Raw genomic sequence first — 14,191 nt, 5'->3', positions numbered from 1 at the left:
AAACGTCACCGGTTGGTCGGAGCAGGGAACAGGAAATAGGCCTGATTCTCCTTCAACTCGGAATGCTTGTAGGCGTTGCGGCCTATGATGCTCTTGCAATCCCATCGCATCTTCGGATCGGGATCGATGCCGAAGCCGGATGAATTTCCGTCGACGCTGGAAATGGCGCCGTCCTGATTGCCGGTAACGATGAAATGATGATTGCGTCCCGTCGGATTGATCACCCCGACGCAGCCGCGAAACGCCTGCGCGGGGTCTGTGAATAGCCGATAGACCGAGCCTGAACCGGTCTTCTTGTTGAAGGCGGTCCGCGCCTCTTCCACATATTGTTGTTGCGAGCCCCATCCGCCGGGAATCGAGAAGCCCACCGAGCGCATCACATAAACCGTGAAGATGCCGCACCAGGCGCAGAGATCGTTGGCGTTGCGCCATTGCGTTCCGGCGACGGTTTGATCCTGCCATTTCGCGACAGCCGCCTGAGTGATCGTCGCGCAGCGGCCTTGATAACCGCCGGGAACCTCGGCGATTGCGAAAATCTGCGCCAGCGATGCGCCGCCCTGGCGCGGACGGTTCGGCGCGGAGGGATCGGCGCATTTCGCCGCCGCGATCTTGAAACTTGCCGGCGAATAGGTGTCGGCTGACGTCCAGCCCATGGAAGCGAGCGCTGCTTCTGCGCCCAGCGCGATACGTTCGCCCGCGGCCGCCTCGTCGGCTGCGATCGGAACGACGCTCTTGATCATCTGCACCAGCGGTTCAAGCGCGGCCCATGTCATGGGGCCGACCACCCCGTCGGGTGTCAGATTCGAGCCGGATTGGAATTCTTTCGTCTTGGCGCCGGTCTTGGGGCCGAACGAGCCGTCGACGTCGAGTGGTGGCAGGAAACTCTTCGGCCACAGATTGAGCGCGCCCTGCAGCAGCTTCACGCTGTCGCCATAGGCGCCGATGCCGAGCATGGGAGACATGGAGCGATCCTTGCCGCAAGCGCCCGCCCGCTCACGCCGATCGAATCCGGTCGTCGCGAATGGGCGGGCGCGAATGGATCAAATCGGATCGGTGATGGAATAGGCCGCTTGTGGCGCCGGCTTCGCGCGCGAGATGTGTCGCGCCGCACTTCGCGGGAGAACAGGCGCGCGTCAGCCGATCGCCGTCGCGGAGGCGCAGGCTTCTTCCTCGCGCACCTTGTCGCGCAGCCGCACGAGCAACTGCCCCAGCATTTCGCGTTCGCCGGCCGGCATGCGCCCGAGCGTCGCCATCACATAGCTCCGCTGGATCTTCATGCCGCTCTCCGCGAGCGCGCGGCCCTTCGCTGTGAGCGTGAGCGCGTGCGAGCGTTTGTCGCCCGCGATCGGGCTGCGCTTCACCAGCCCTTGTTCGGCCAGACGGTTCACGAGGCCGGAGACGTTGCCCTTCGTGACATAGAGCCGCTCGGCGAGGATCTGCTGGGTGATTCCGTCTTCCTCTGTCAGCGTCGACAAGGCGTCGAACTGCGGGATCGACAGGCCGATCGCGCGCAGACGCTGCGTGATGGCTGCGCCGATGGTGGCGTGCAGCCGCGCCAGCCGGAACCAGACGCGCATGATTTCGCGCAAATCCTCGCCGCCGACGTCAGCGTCGTCGGGCGCGGCGGTTTGCGGATTCATCTGATGTCTCGCATGATCGTTTACATCTAAACTATCGCGCTTCGTCTTGCGCCGCAACGGTTTGGCGTGGCAAGTCTTGGAAAGAGAGCAAGAGCGGCGCCGCCACATGCGCGCGACCGCCGACCGGGAACGATCATCGGAGGGGACGATGCTGGGACTGATGCAGGACTGGCCGCTGCGCATCCACAGGGTTATCGATCATGCGGCGGAGCAGCATGGCAGGCAGGTTGTGGTGTCGCGCTCCTGCGAGGGGCCGATCCATCGCATCACTTATGTCGAACTGCGCAAGCGCTCGCTGCAGGTGGCGCAGCGGCTGGCGCGCGAGGGAATCAAGCCGGGCGACCGCGTCGCCACGCTCGCCTGGAACACCTGGCGCCATCTCGAAGCCTGGTACGGCATCGTCGGCTGCGCCGGCGTTTATCACACGGTCAATCCGAGACTGTTTCCCGACCAGATCTGCTGGATCATGACGCATGCGGAAGATCGCATCCTCATGGTCGACCTGACCTTCGTTCCCATGCTGGAGAAATTCGCCGACAAGCTGCCGGCGTCGCTCGAAAAGGTGATCATTCTCACCGACGACGCGCACATGCCGCAGACGGCGCTGCGCAACGCGATATCCTACGAATCCTGGCTTGCGGAAGCAGATGGCGATTTCGCCTGGGCCGAGGTCGACGAGAATGCGGCCGCCGGCATGTGCTACACCTCGGGCACGACGGGCAATCCGAAAGGCGTCGTCTATTCCCACCGCTCGAATGTGCTGCACTCGCTCGCCATGTGCAGTCCTGACGCGCTGGCGCTGGGATCAAAGCGCAGCATTCTTCCAGTCGTGCCGCTGTTCCATGCGAACTCCTGGTCGATCGCGTTCTCGGCGCCGCTCGCCGGCGCGAAGCTCGTCATGCCCGGCCCGAAGCTCGACGGCGCATCCGTCTATGAGATGCTGGAGATGGAGCAGGTCCACACCACCGCCGGCGTGCCGACGGTGTGGCTGATGCTGCTGCAACATATGGAGAAAGAGGGAAAGACGCTCAATCATTTGAAGCGCGTGATGATCGGCGGCTCGGCCGCGCCGCGCGCCATGATCGAGACCTTCGAAAAGAAATATGGCGTCGAGGTCTTCCACGCCTGGGGCATGACCGAGATGAGCCCGGTCGGCTCGCTCGGCATCATGAAGGCGCAACTGGGCGATCTCGACGACAAGGCGCTCTATGACGTGAAGCAGAAGCAGGGCTTCGCGCCTTTCACCGTCGAGATGAAGATCACCGACGATGCAGGCAAGCGCTTGCCGTGGGATGGCAAGACCTTCGGCCGTCTCAAGGTGCGCGGCCCCGCCGTTGCAAGCGGCTATTACGGCGGCGATGGCGGCAACGTGCTCGATGAGGAAGGCTTCTTCGACACCGGCGACGTCTCGACCATCGATGAGAACGGCTACATGCAGATCACCGACCGCTCGAAGGACGTGATCAAGTCAGGCGGCGAGTGGATTTCCTCGATCGATCTCGAAAATCTCGCCGTCGGTCATCCCGATGTGGCGGAAGCTGCGGTGATCGGCATCCATCATCCCAAGTGGGATGAGCGGCCTTTGCTGATCATCGTGAAGAAGCCGGGAACGGAGCCGACGAAGGAAGCGCTGCTCAAATTCATGGAAGGCAAGATCGCGAAATGGTGGATGCCCGACGACGTCGTGTTCATCGACCAGATTCCGCACACCGCGACCGGCAAGATCCAGAAGATGGAATTGCGCACCATCTTCAAGGATTATCGCTTGCCGACGGCCTCGCCGGCCGAGGTGTTGTCGAAGGCGTGAAGCCGCCGCCGGCGCGAGCGTGACGCCTCATGCGCGCCGCCGTTCTTGAAGACCCGGTCTCGCGCGCCGCGGTCTGGAGCGGCCGCATCGCCTGGTTCGCGCTTGTCGTCGCTGCGATCGGCGTCGTGCTGGCGCGTTTCGGGCGCGTGGAGCCGGCGCAGGCGGTCGGCGTGCTCGGCGCTTCGTTCCTTGTCGCGCTGATTGCGATTGGCGTCGCGATTTTCGGTTTGGTCGTCATCTGGAATGAAGGTTTTCGCGGCGCCGGCCGCGCCTTCGGCGCCATCGGGCTCGCCGGCGCGCTGCTGCTCGCGCCCGCATGGTTTGCGCTCAAGGCCGCGACGCTGCCTGACATCAGCGACGTCTCGACCGATCTCGCCGATCCGCCCGCCTTCTCGCGTTCACGCGTTTCGCTGGAGGCGCGCGGCGGCCGCGTGCGTTCGCTGCCTGACGCCGATGCGCGCGCGAAGCAGCGCCGATCCTATGGCGGGCTGGCGCCTGCAACGCTGGAGCGCACGCCGGACGAGGCGTTCGCCATCGCGCGGGACGCGGCGCGCAATCTCGGCTGGCGCATCATCGAGGCCAATCCGCCAGCCGCGCGTTCGGGCGTCGCGACCATCGAGGCGATCGACTATTCGCTGGTGCTGCGCTTTCCCGACGATGTCACGATCCGCGTGCGGCCGCTCGCCAACGGCTCGCGCATCGATGCGCGTTCGGCGTCGCGCTTCGGCTCGCATGATTTCGGCGCCAATGCGCGCCGCATCCAGCGCTATCTCCAGGAAGTCGCTTCGATCAACGAGGCGAAGTAAGGAGGTCGAAGCTTGCGCCAGGCCCCGGACGAGGCTCTTGCCGAGGCGCAACTGGGGGCTTCGGGAGTTGCGGCCACCCTCCCCTTGAGGGAGAGGGTCGGCGGAGCGAAGCGACGCCGGGGTGGGGTGTATCGACGCGGCTTGAAATTCACCCCACCCCGATCCTCGCTGGCGCTCCGATCGACCCTCCCCCTCAAGGGGAGGGTGGCGCGCCAAATCAGCGCGATGCGAAGCATCGTCGCCTCGCGCCTCTCGCACGGCTCCATTTCCTCTCCGCTTTGATCTCTTCCCTTCACCTTCGCCTCCAAGGGGAGGCCGGGAGCGCCGGCAAGGCGCTGAGAACGTTCTTGATAAGAAGGATCGCCTTCCGGCGCTCCCGGCGCGGATTTTGTCGCCTCCTGTCGCACGCTCTCCGCGGTGTCCCGCTTAAGGTCCGTTCGGACAGCCCGATCCTAGTGTCAGGCGGGCGTGCTGTCGGAAGCCCCCGGGAATCTCCGCCGCCAGGTCATGGCGAAAATCCGCAGGTCCGCCCTCCGCTCCCGTTCGGTCCTGACCCGGACGGCCCCACAAGAGCAGAGGCGAATAGATAATAGGAATTTAGTCCAGAGATGTCAAGCGGCGATGTCTGCTGCTGACAGGCCGTGTCAGCAGCGCAGGCTTACCAAGCGCGCGGGAGAGGATTCGCCTCTCCGCAACGGCGAGGCGGCGGCGTGCGCATCGACAAATCTCCCGCGACACCAGACCGATCCGATCTCGCCGTTCTCGCTCTCGGCCTCGGCGCCTTCCTGACCTTGTTCGACGTGACGGCGGTCGTCGTCGCGATGCCGGGCCTTGCGAAGGAGTTGGGTTTCGCGATCGAGGGCGCGGCCTGGGTCATCGACGCCTACAGCCTCGCTTTCACGAGCGCGCTTCTCATGTCGGGCGCGCTTGCCGATCGCTTCGGCCGCAGGCGCGCAATGCTGGCGGGCAACGCGATTTTCCTCGCAGCTTCGATCGCCTGCGGCGCGGCGCCGAAAGGACCGCTGCTTCTCGCGGCGCGCGTCGCTCAGGGCGCGGGCGCCGCCTTCATGACCACAGGCTCCATCGCGCTCATCGCGGGCGCATTTCCTGATCACAGGCGAAGGGCGCGCGCGTTCGGCTTCATCGGCGTCATCTCGGGCGTGGCGATGGCGCTCGGCCCGACGCTCGGCGGATTGCTCGCGGCATGGGCCGGCTGGCGCTGGATATTCTACGCCAACATTCCCTTCTGCCTCGCGCTGGCGTTCTCGGTCCCTCGCCTCGTCGCGGAGACGACGGATTCGCAGGGAAGGCCGCTCGATCCGCTCGGCATTGCGTTGCTGACGCTATCTCTCGGTCTTGCAATCGATGCGTTGCTGAGGCGCGACGCGACATGGGCGCTGCGGGCCGCATGCCTCGTCGCCAGCGTGATCATCGCGATCATCTTCACGCTGCAGCAGGGACGCAGTTCGCGCCCGGTGCTTGATCCCCGCGTGTTCGCGACATCGACCATGGCGGGAATCAGCCTGCTGCTGACGGCGATCCAGTTCGGCTACTGGGCGGCGCTCGTCTATCTCCCGCTGTTTCTGAATGTCGGCCTCGCCATCAGCATCGAGACGGCCGGCGTCATGCTTCTCGCGGCGACGCTGCCGATGCTGCTCGTGCCGTGGATGGGCGGCCGGTTCGTCACGCAATGGGGTTGGCGGCGATTCTTCCTCGTTGCATTCGGCGCGGTAGCGCTTGGCGATCTCCTGCTTCTCTTCGCTTCCGTCTCGAACGACGCGGCGCTGCGTTTCGCCGCGACGCTTGGAAACGGAGCGAGCGCTGCGGAGTTTGCTGCGCCGTTTGCTCTGGCTGCATTTATCGCGCTTGCTGCGACGGTTGTCGCGCTCGTGTTGCTGCCGGCGAAGGATGGGCAGGGCGGTGCGTGAGCGCGCTCGGTGCAAACCGGAATTATCTCCTTTTATTGGAATAGCCCAATTTCATAGGCCTTAGAGCGTATCGCCGCGGTCACTTCCTCGATACGATTCGCCAAGACATTTAGCTTCTCTATGGCATTCGGCCCTGCAAGTCCCTTGATATAAGCGAAGATAAGCTGAGGCTTTTCCGTAAGCTTACAACTGACGGTATATTCCTCGTCAAAAACTCCCAGAATTAGGCGTTGAGTATCGATATCCCAATGTCCTAATCCATCAAATTGTTCTGGAACTCGTACGATCCGGCCGATGTTTCTGGGCGTCCATTCTGAGTGTAATTCGTAGCCTGAAGGAAAGATCGCCATCGGCACAAACATCCGATGAACGCCAACATTTCTAACCTCATTTAAAGAGTACAGAACTCTATCTCCGTCAGGGTTTGCATACGGTTTGAAACTGATCGCGAGATCAAAAATATCTCGCGGGATCATTTTGCTTTTCCCAACTTTGGCTTCATCCTTGGATTTACCAAAAGGAAAATGGACATGCCTTAACGACGGATGATTAAGGTGAGGCTGCTTGGAATTTGCGAACGCGCAAACAAACATTGCGTGATCCAATGAAGTGCGCAGAGAATTGAATATTTCCCAAGAGATAATTTTAAGTTCGTCGGGTGGTTTGTGTCTAAATTGAATCACATAAAGTGTGGCGTAGCGGTCAGGTCGGCCCTCTCTGACTAGCTCATAAGGGTCGGATGACTCAAAATCCGTGAACAGAGCAGTGAACTCTGCTATGCGGCGCCGAGCGTGAGCTACCAAAGCTGTAGAGCTAGCGAACGGATCTTGCACGGACCGCCATCATGACTCTGTTGATCAGGTATCTGCATATCCATTGTAGGGATGGCCGGAGCAGGCGATCATAGGCGCGCCATACGCCAATCAAAATGTCTTCCGAACCCTAAAAACCGCGTCGCGACAAACCTAACATGATCCCCAATCATATCCGCGCGCTACGCTGCACATCCATGTCGGATGGAATACGCACAACAATTTTAAATCTGGATTGATGATTCCCATGCTCCTCGCCACCTGCCATTGCGGCTGCGTCTCGCTCGAAATCGCCTCCGCCCCGCAAACCGTCACCGAATGCAATTGCTCGGTCTGCCGGCGCTATGGCGTGCTCTGGGCCTATTATTCCCCGCGCGATGTGATGGTGAGCGCGGCGGAGCCGACCGGGACCTATCAATGGGACGATCGCGCGATCGCCTTCCATCGCTGCGCGCGCTGCGGTTGCGTCACGCACTGGTCGGCGGTCGATCCCGCGCGCAACCGTATGGGCGTCAACGCCCGCCTGCTGCCGCCGCAGATTTTGCAGGCCGCGCGCATCCGTCATCTCGACGGCGCGGTCAGCGAGACGTACCTCGATTGAGATCAGCCGTCGGGCTCAGGGGAGCTTTTGAGATGACATCCGCCGTCGATCGCGTCCGCGTCATCGCGCCCGGCCAGACCTATGTCGGCAAGCAGGGCTTCACCTATGGCGCCGGCGTCTCGGCCGAGACCTGCGGCGCCGAGCAGCTCTGCATGAATGTGCTGCCGATGCCGCCGGGCGCGCGGGCGAAGGCGCATTATCACGCGGGCGTCGAGACCATCGCCTATCTCCTCGAAGGCGAGTGCGCTTTCTACTACGGCGATGCTCTCGAACATCGCCGCGTCATGCGCGCGGGCGAGCAGGCCTATATGCCGGCTGATGTGCCGCATGCGCCGGCGAATGAGAGCGGCGCGCCTTGCGTCTGGATCGTCGTCCATTCCGCCGGCAGCGATCAGGAGGGCGTTGTCCTCCTCCCGCATCTCGATCCCCCGGCGAAGGGTTGAGCGCTTCGCGGTCAACCCTTCGTCCGGAGGCCGCACAGGGCGAACGCGCAGCGTTCGTCCCGACTGCGGCCTTCTCGCTGTCATGGCCGGACGTGGTCCGGCCATCCACGAAGAGATGACGGGCGCGGAAAAGACGTGGATGGCCGGGCCACGCCCGGCCATGACAACTGAAGTGGCGTGGATGCCTGACGCGACTTCGCTTTCCGCCATGCGTCTCCCGCGCAAGCGGGTTGCGTCCGCCGGGCGGATTTCACGCGCAACTCACGACCCGGCTTCAGGAATCGGTCATATCACTGATTTCAGGTGGCCCTTCACCGATCCTGATCTAGATTGAGCCGTCCCTCGCCTTGCGACCCATGCCCACCCATCGCCGCATGACCGTGATCGTGTCGCTCGACGTCGTCGGCTTCACGCGCATGCTGCGCGCCGACGAGCGCGGCACCTTGCGCGCCATGGGCTGGATCAGGCGCGAGCTCGGCGAGCCGACGCTCGCCCGCTATCACGGCAAAGCCTTCAAGATCATGGGCGACGGCGCGCTGATCGAGTTCGACAGCGTGCATGAGGCCGCCACCTGGGCGATGGAGTTCCAGCGCGCGGTCAAGCTCGCCGACAAGCGCAACAATGTCGGTCAGCCGATCGAGTCGCGCATCTCGATCGTGCTCGCCGACCTGATCGTCGCCGGCGAGGAGCGCTATGGCGAAGGGCTCAACTTCGCCGTCCGCCTGCAGGAGATCGCCCCGCCGGGCGGCGTCGTGGTGTCGGAAGCCGTCCATTTCAACCTGCGCGGCGACATGCGCGGCCGCTTCGTCGACGCCGGCGAGTATCAGGTGAAGAACATCGACGAGCCGGTGCGCGGCTTCGTCTGGACGCCCGAGACCGATCCGCCGCGGCCGGCGTCGGCGCGGGCGGGAGAGCCCTCCGGCTCGGAAAACTGAAAGCCGGCTCACGAAACCGACGAAACAATCCTGAAACTGTTGCGAAATTCCTCTGACGCCCGGCTGAGGTAGCTTCGCACAGCGGAGCTGACAGGGAGCACAGGTCAGGCCATGCAGAGACCGCAGCGCAAGCTCACGGCCATGGTGTCGGTCGACGTCGCCGATTCCTCGCGCCGCATGCAGGACAATGAGAGCGAGACGCTCCGCGAGCTCGCCCGCATCCGGAAGCAGGTGGCGGGACCGCTGCTGCGCAAATTCCGCGGCGATATGTTCAAGACAATGGGCGATGGCGGGCTCATCGAATTCATGAGCGTCGAGGACGCCGTCTGCTTCACGCTCGAATTCCAGGAGGCGATGGCGAGGCGCAATGGGGGCGCCGCCAATCCGATTCGCTTCCGCGCCGGCATCGCGCTGGCGGACGTGCTGGTCGAGGGCGACGACCGCTTCGGCTGGGCGATCGGCTTCCTCGTCCATCTCCAGCAGATCGCGCCGCCCGGCGGCGTCGTGCTCACCCATTCCGTGCGCTGGCAGCTCGCGAAATCGGTCGCCGCCCGGTTCACCCGCGCCGAGACCCGCCGCATCAAGGGCGTCGACGAATTGATGGAGGTCTGGATCCACGCGCCGGACGGGATGCCGGACAGCGTCCAGCCGCCTTCCTCGCCCCTGTCGACGCCGATCATCGTTCCCCGTCGCTGCAGCGCCGACAAGCCTGTGCTGGTGATCCTGCCTTTCTCCAATCTGACGGGCGATCCTGCTCGCGCGGCGCTGATCGACGGCGTCGTCGACGAGCTGACGCGTTCGCTCGCCCATGCGGCGGAATTTTCGGTGATGGCGGCCGACGGCGCGCTCGGCCGCGCCGGCGGCGCCATCGATCCGCGCTTTCTCGCGATGGAGGTCGGCGCGCGTTATGTGCTCTCGGGCGCGCTGCGCGCGTCAGGCGAGCGCGTGCGCGTCGGCGTGCAGCTCATCGAGGCGCACACCCGCGCCGTGCTCTGGTCGGATCGGTTCGAGGGTGAGCTCGACGATGTGTTCGCGCTCGAGGATCATATCGCGACGTCGATCGCAGGCGCGTTGCATACGGTGGTGCGTTCGGCCGAGATCGCGCGCGCCGAGCGCAAGGGAACGGCGCAGCTCACGCCGCAGGATCACATCCATCGCGCCATGCCGCGCTTCTGGGCCCATCGCCGCGAGGACAATGACGCGGCGATCGCCGAGCTTAACGCCGCGCTTGAAGCCGCGCCGCGTCACGCGCTGGCGCTCGCGCTGAAAGGCTGGTGTCTCAGCCAGAAGGTGACCTACATCTGGTCCGAGGACATCGCGCGCGACAAGGCCGAGGCGTTGCGTTGCGCCGATCAGGCCGCCGCGCTCGACAGCGACGACGCCATGGCGCTGACGGCGATCGGCGCGACCTACACCATTCTCGAAGTCAGCCAGACGCGCGCGCTGAGCTTCATCAATCGCGCGCTGGCGCGCGATCCGCATCTCGCCTGGGCCTGGCTGCGCGCGGGTTACGCGCACGCCTACAATGGCGATCCGCGCGAGGGCGTGCGCTGTCTCGAACAGGCGCTGGCCTTGAGCCCGTTCGATCCGATCAAGTTCAACATCTTCGCCGGCCTCGGCGTCTGCCACTTCCTGCTTGCGAATTATTCCGAAGCGGAGGAGTGCGCGGCGCGCGCGCTCGAACACAAGCCCGGCATGGTGTGGGCGAACCGGCTGCTCGCGACATCGGCCGCGCATGCCGGCGATCTCGCCGTCGCGCGTCAGGCCGTGGAGGGTCTGCTCGGCGAGACGTCGGGCCTGACAGTCGAGGATGTCGGCGATGCGATCCATAATCTCGCGGGCCGCGATCTCGAACGTTATCTCGACGGGCTGCGCATGGCCGGTCTGCCCGAGCGAGCGCCGCGCCGCTCCAACGTGCTGTCCTTCGACCAGCGCCGGCGCGAGCGCGGCAAGGCGGCTGTTCACTGATTATTGCGCGGCGATCGCTTCGTCGCGCGCGATGAGCAGCCTTCGCTCGGCGATGCCGCGCGCCGTCTGATCCATCGCAAGCCGATAGGCTGAGAGGCCGGCTTCATCGAGATCGCCCTGCGCGGCGCGCGCCAGCGTGTCGACGAGAATCACGTCGGCTTCCTGTTCGAGTTTCGCCAGCGCCGCATCATCATCCGCCGCGCGCGCTTCATGCAGGATCGCGAGCAGGCGCGTCAGCCCCGCCATCGCGTCGTTACGCTTGCGCGAATTCACACGGCCGATCACCGCAGCCGCGCCGGAGCCGACGACCGACATCACCATGACGACGAGATAGAACCAGTCGCTGTATTTATCGAAGAAGCTTTCCTGCTCGCCATCGATGTAAGCCGCAGCGCCGGGATGGGCGCCGAGCGCCGCGTTCTTCTCGGTAGAAGGCGCCTCGATGCCCTGCGCCAGCGGCAGCTCGCTCGCCAGCGCAAGACGCGCGTCGAGTACGAAGCGTGTGAGATCGCCGACCGTGTCGTTGTTGAGATCGCGGCTCGCCATGAGACGATGCGTGATCGAGACGGTGGGAGTCATGTCCGCAGGTCGCGGCGGCTCGCCGCCGAACGCGCCGGCGACAAGATCGGTCGATTCAAGCGCGGGATTGCGCGCCGCGATCGCAGCCGCTTCGCGGATCGGCAGGATGGCGACGCCGGCGTCGCCGGCGCCGCGCGCAATCGTCGCGATCGCATCGGTCAGCGGCCGGCTGAGCGTCGATCCCACGAGATAGATCGCATCGACGCGGCCGTCGCGCAGGGCGGCCGCGGCGTCTCCCTCGATCGGATCGATCCGGATCGACTCCTCCGGCAGTTCGTATTGCGCGAGGATCGTCCGCAAGAGCTTGAGATTTTCGGGCGCGGCCTTCGGCGCGCCGATCGTTTTGCCCTTGAGGTCGGCGATCCGCGTCAGGCCGCGGTCGGCGCGGACGAGAAGCACCACGACGGCCCGGCGCAGCACGACGGCTGTCAGCCCATGCTCGGGCACGGCGACATCGCTGCGCGCCACGGCGAGGTCGACCTTGCCGTCATCGAGGAGGGCGGCGGCCTTCTTTGGATCGTCGGCCAGCACCAGCTTGAGCCTCAAGCCGCCCTTCTCGCGCTGGGCCGCCTGCACCAGTCCCGCGACCAGTCTGACATCCTCGGAATGGAGCGGGCCGACGGCCACCCGCAGGGTCTGCGGCTTCGTCAGCCAGGAGGCCGCGAGAGCGCCGACGCCCACGAGCAGCAGCAGGGCCGCGATGAGGAAGCCGTGACGGCGCATGGCAAGGCCGAGCGAAGCGATGGGCGGGCCCTCCTGCGCAAGGATAGCGCGCTTCCGTTCAATCGCCGACCGTTAAGGCGGTTCCGGGGCGGATCGCCCGGCTTCTTCCGCCTCTCGCGGCCCCCGGCGGCCCGACGCGCGCCCGAGCGGCTTCCCCGACGGCGCCGAAAGCTCGCCCGGGCGGGGTTGTCAGCCGGGGGGCGAGTCGCTATCAGGCCGTCCGCACGCGATGCGCAGGCGCCCGTAGCTCAGCTGGATAGAGCACCAGACTACGAATCTGGGGGTCAGAGGTTCGAATCCTTTCGGGCGCGCCACTCGCAGCACACTGATTTGGCGCACGATTTTTCCAAGCATTGGAACAAAACGGGGCGCCTGCGTCTGCTTCGACCCGAAGCCGCCGTTCCGTGGCCGGGGATCGCTCTCGACAGCCGACGTTCCTCGAAAGCACTGCATCCGATGATGCTCGAAGGCCGATCGACCAGAGCTCTGAGCCGCGCGAACTGGCGAAGGCGGGCCGTAACGAGCCGTGCCCCTGCGGCTCAGGCAAGAAGTTCAGCGACAAAAGGGGGCAGTGGGGCTGCAATAGGCTGATCCCACTCCATATTCCCAGGCCGCTCGCTTCGCCTTCATGACCGCCGTTGATGATCGGCTCATGTTGCCGAGCAGGGTATCAAGCTCGCCGGCGTCAATCGCAGCAATCAAAGTGTCGATCACTTGCCATCCTCTCCTTCGAGCCGCCGCCATGAGCGAACGCGTATGGACTTCGCGCGGAGGACTTTCTCTCCGTTCTTTATGGACCGCGTTGCTTGAAAGCGTTCTCACAAGTAATTTTGGCTAAATGCGCAGTATCCGCGCGCTTATAGCTGTCGAGATCGAGTCGGTGCGAGTTGCCGGCTTTTTTCGGGACCAGTCGCATTCGTCAATAATTGCTTGACGGAGAGCACGTGTATGAGAACCGATTCCTTTCCGGATTTTGCTTGGAAATTGACCCTGAACGGGCAGACGGCGGGATTCCTGGCGTCTGTAGCAGTTCCGACAGAAACTTCGATTATGTTTGGACAAGGCCTTGTGGTTGGCGAATTTCTTAGCGACTGGGCGTTCGACGAGATGCAAGGTCAGCGCCGCATAATGTCAGGCAATCTCATTACTCTGGATACGAATTTTCGCCCGATCTACTGCGACGCATGGGATAGTTCGTTCATTCAGAAAGCCGAGATATCAGCGCTCGATACGTCGCGGTCCGAACTTTTGACTCTTACCCTAACACTGCAGGTCACTAACCTGCGCGAGGTGCCGCTTCCTCCCCCTGGTGCGAGCACAATCGGCCCTTTAAGCCGAGCGAACGCAAGGAAATCCCAATTACGGCAGAGAGTGTTTGGCCGGACGAGCAGGAGCACCGTGACCCCCGCTTATAGGGGCCGCAGAGACTCCTTACCTTCCTTCTGCTTCAAAGTTGCGTTGAGCGGATCATCCACGAACATTTTTGTCTCGAAGCTGGGACCGTTAACATACAGCTCAGGCGTCATCGCTCCTGTCGTCATCACCATGGCGGAAACTGCGGCAGCGGATTTTCGTGCGTGGAAGCAGGCAGGCGGACAACGGGATATTACCGTCCAGTGTCTGGACACCGCATTGCAGGTAGCCTTCACAGTCATATACCGCGGTTGCACCATTACGCAGATTGTACCGGCTGTCCCTATCAATCCCGTGGATCCTACTTCGGTTACGTTGAATATCGGTGGCCTGACGATAACTTACTGAACTGACCTTTCGACATAGCCGGCCGCTGCTACCGCGTGCAATCGCCTGGATTTGAGAAATAAGCAGCGGGGAGCAATGACCGAATGACTCGATGGCGTGTTTGCCGCCTCCGCAAGAAAGCGCACCAGATGTCGAGTTTGAACCACTAACTATAGCGCCGCGAGAGATTGCGACGGGCGCTACAAATA

13 protein-coding genes, 1 tRNA gene and 1 pseudogene are annotated in these 14,191 nt (G+C 63.7%); 10 read left to right on the top strand and 5 right to left on the bottom strand.

The window, feature by feature from the left end; translation table 11 throughout:
* Window positions 1-5: 5 nt before the first annotated feature.
* Both L8F45_RS22435 and L8F45_RS22430 read right to left on the bottom strand, forming a co-directional pair.
* Window positions 6-962 (bottom strand): peptidoglycan-binding domain-containing protein, encoded by a 957-nt coding sequence (locus tag L8F45_RS22435; RefSeq protein WP_342360055.1) that lies wholly within the window; start codon window positions 960-962, stop codon window positions 6-8.
* 171 nt (window positions 963-1,133) lie between these two features.
* Window positions 1,134-1,577, bottom strand: coding sequence for a MarR family winged helix-turn-helix transcriptional regulator (locus L8F45_RS22430; protein WP_425330039.1), 444 nt, complete (start codon window positions 1,575-1,577; stop codon window positions 1,134-1,136).
* A gap of 211 nt (window positions 1,578-1,788) precedes the next feature.
* Here L8F45_RS22430 and L8F45_RS22425 point away from each other — a divergent pair, with 211 nt between their 5' ends.
* From L8F45_RS22425 to L8F45_RS22415, 3 genes are all read left to right on the top strand, one after another.
* Window positions 1,789-3,447, top strand: coding sequence for a long-chain-fatty-acid--CoA ligase (locus L8F45_RS22425; RefSeq protein WP_342360053.1), 1,659 nt, complete (start codon window positions 1,789-1,791; stop codon window positions 3,445-3,447).
* A 29-nt stretch (window positions 3,448-3,476) separates the two neighbouring features.
* Window positions 3,477-4,253: a DUF1499 domain-containing protein gene (locus L8F45_RS22420; RefSeq protein ID WP_342360052.1), complete on the top strand. Its 777-nt coding sequence runs from the start codon at window positions 3,477-3,479 to the stop codon at window positions 4,251-4,253.
* 710 nt (window positions 4,254-4,963) lie between these two features.
* Entirely contained in the window at window positions 4,964-6,181 is a 1,218-nt protein-coding gene (locus L8F45_RS22415) for an MFS transporter (RefSeq protein ID WP_342360051.1), read from the top strand.
* Between the two features lie 32 nt (window positions 6,182-6,213).
* Here L8F45_RS22415 and L8F45_RS22410 read toward each other — a convergent pair whose 3' ends face one another.
* Window positions 6,214-7,014 (bottom strand): hypothetical protein, encoded by an 801-nt coding sequence (locus tag L8F45_RS22410; RefSeq protein WP_342360050.1) that lies wholly within the window; start codon window positions 7,012-7,014, stop codon window positions 6,214-6,216.
* 226 nt (window positions 7,015-7,240) lie between these two features.
* On the opposite strand from L8F45_RS22410, the gene L8F45_RS22405 reads away from it, so the two are divergent.
* The 4 genes from L8F45_RS22405 to L8F45_RS22390 all read left to right on the top strand — a co-directional run bounded on the left by L8F45_RS22405 (window position 7,241) and on the right by L8F45_RS22390 (window position 10,940).
* Window positions 7,241-7,594, top strand: coding sequence for a GFA family protein (locus L8F45_RS22405; protein WP_342360049.1), 354 nt, complete (start codon window positions 7,241-7,243; stop codon window positions 7,592-7,594).
* 32 nt (window positions 7,595-7,626) lie between these two features.
* Window positions 7,627-8,037 carry a cupin domain-containing protein gene (locus tag L8F45_RS22400; protein WP_342360048.1) on the top strand — a complete coding sequence of 137 codons (411 nt, stop codon included), beginning with the start codon at window positions 7,627-7,629 and terminating at the stop codon, window positions 8,035-8,037.
* A gap of 356 nt (window positions 8,038-8,393) precedes the next feature.
* Window positions 8,394-8,972 carry an adenylate/guanylate cyclase domain-containing protein gene (locus tag L8F45_RS22395; protein WP_342360047.1) on the top strand — a complete coding sequence of 193 codons (579 nt, stop codon included), beginning with the start codon at window positions 8,394-8,396 and terminating at the stop codon, window positions 8,970-8,972.
* A 111-nt stretch (window positions 8,973-9,083) separates the two neighbouring features.
* Window positions 9,084-10,940 (top strand): adenylate/guanylate cyclase domain-containing protein, encoded by a 1,857-nt coding sequence (locus tag L8F45_RS22390; RefSeq protein ID WP_342360046.1) that lies wholly within the window; start codon window positions 9,084-9,086, stop codon window positions 10,938-10,940.
* On the opposite strand, the gene L8F45_RS22385 is transcribed toward L8F45_RS22390, so the two are convergent.
* Window positions 10,941-12,242 (bottom strand): ABC transporter substrate-binding protein, encoded by a 1,302-nt coding sequence (locus tag L8F45_RS22385; RefSeq protein WP_342360045.1) that lies wholly within the window; start codon window positions 12,240-12,242, stop codon window positions 10,941-10,943.
* Between the two features lie 237 nt (window positions 12,243-12,479).
* On the opposite strand from L8F45_RS22385, the gene L8F45_RS22380 reads away from it, so the two are divergent.
* Window positions 12,480-12,556 (top strand) — tRNA-Arg (locus L8F45_RS22380).
* 90 nt (window positions 12,557-12,646) lie between these two features.
* Window positions 12,647-12,781, top strand: a pseudogene (locus L8F45_RS30860) (hypothetical protein); the annotation flags it as partial.
* Between the two features lie 13 nt (window positions 12,782-12,794).
* On the opposite strand, the gene L8F45_RS22375 reads toward L8F45_RS30860, so the two are convergent.
* Window positions 12,795-12,956 (bottom strand): hypothetical protein, encoded by a 162-nt coding sequence (locus L8F45_RS22375; RefSeq protein ID WP_342360044.1) that lies wholly within the window; start codon window positions 12,954-12,956, stop codon window positions 12,795-12,797.
* 234 nt (window positions 12,957-13,190) lie between these two features.
* Here L8F45_RS22375 and L8F45_RS22370 point away from each other — a divergent pair, with 234 nt between their 5' ends.
* Complete coding sequence (locus L8F45_RS22370; RefSeq protein WP_342360043.1) at window positions 13,191-14,003, top strand: hypothetical protein; 813 nt, start codon at window positions 13,191-13,193, stop codon at window positions 14,001-14,003.
* Window positions 14,004-14,191 lie beyond the last annotated feature (188 nt).

This window comes from Terrirubrum flagellatum, from assembly GCF_022059845.1.
GTDB classification, from domain to species: domain Bacteria; phylum Pseudomonadota; class Alphaproteobacteria; order Rhizobiales; family Beijerinckiaceae; genus Terrirubrum; species Terrirubrum flagellatum.
This window is presented reverse-complemented; position numbering and strand designations above follow the sequence as displayed.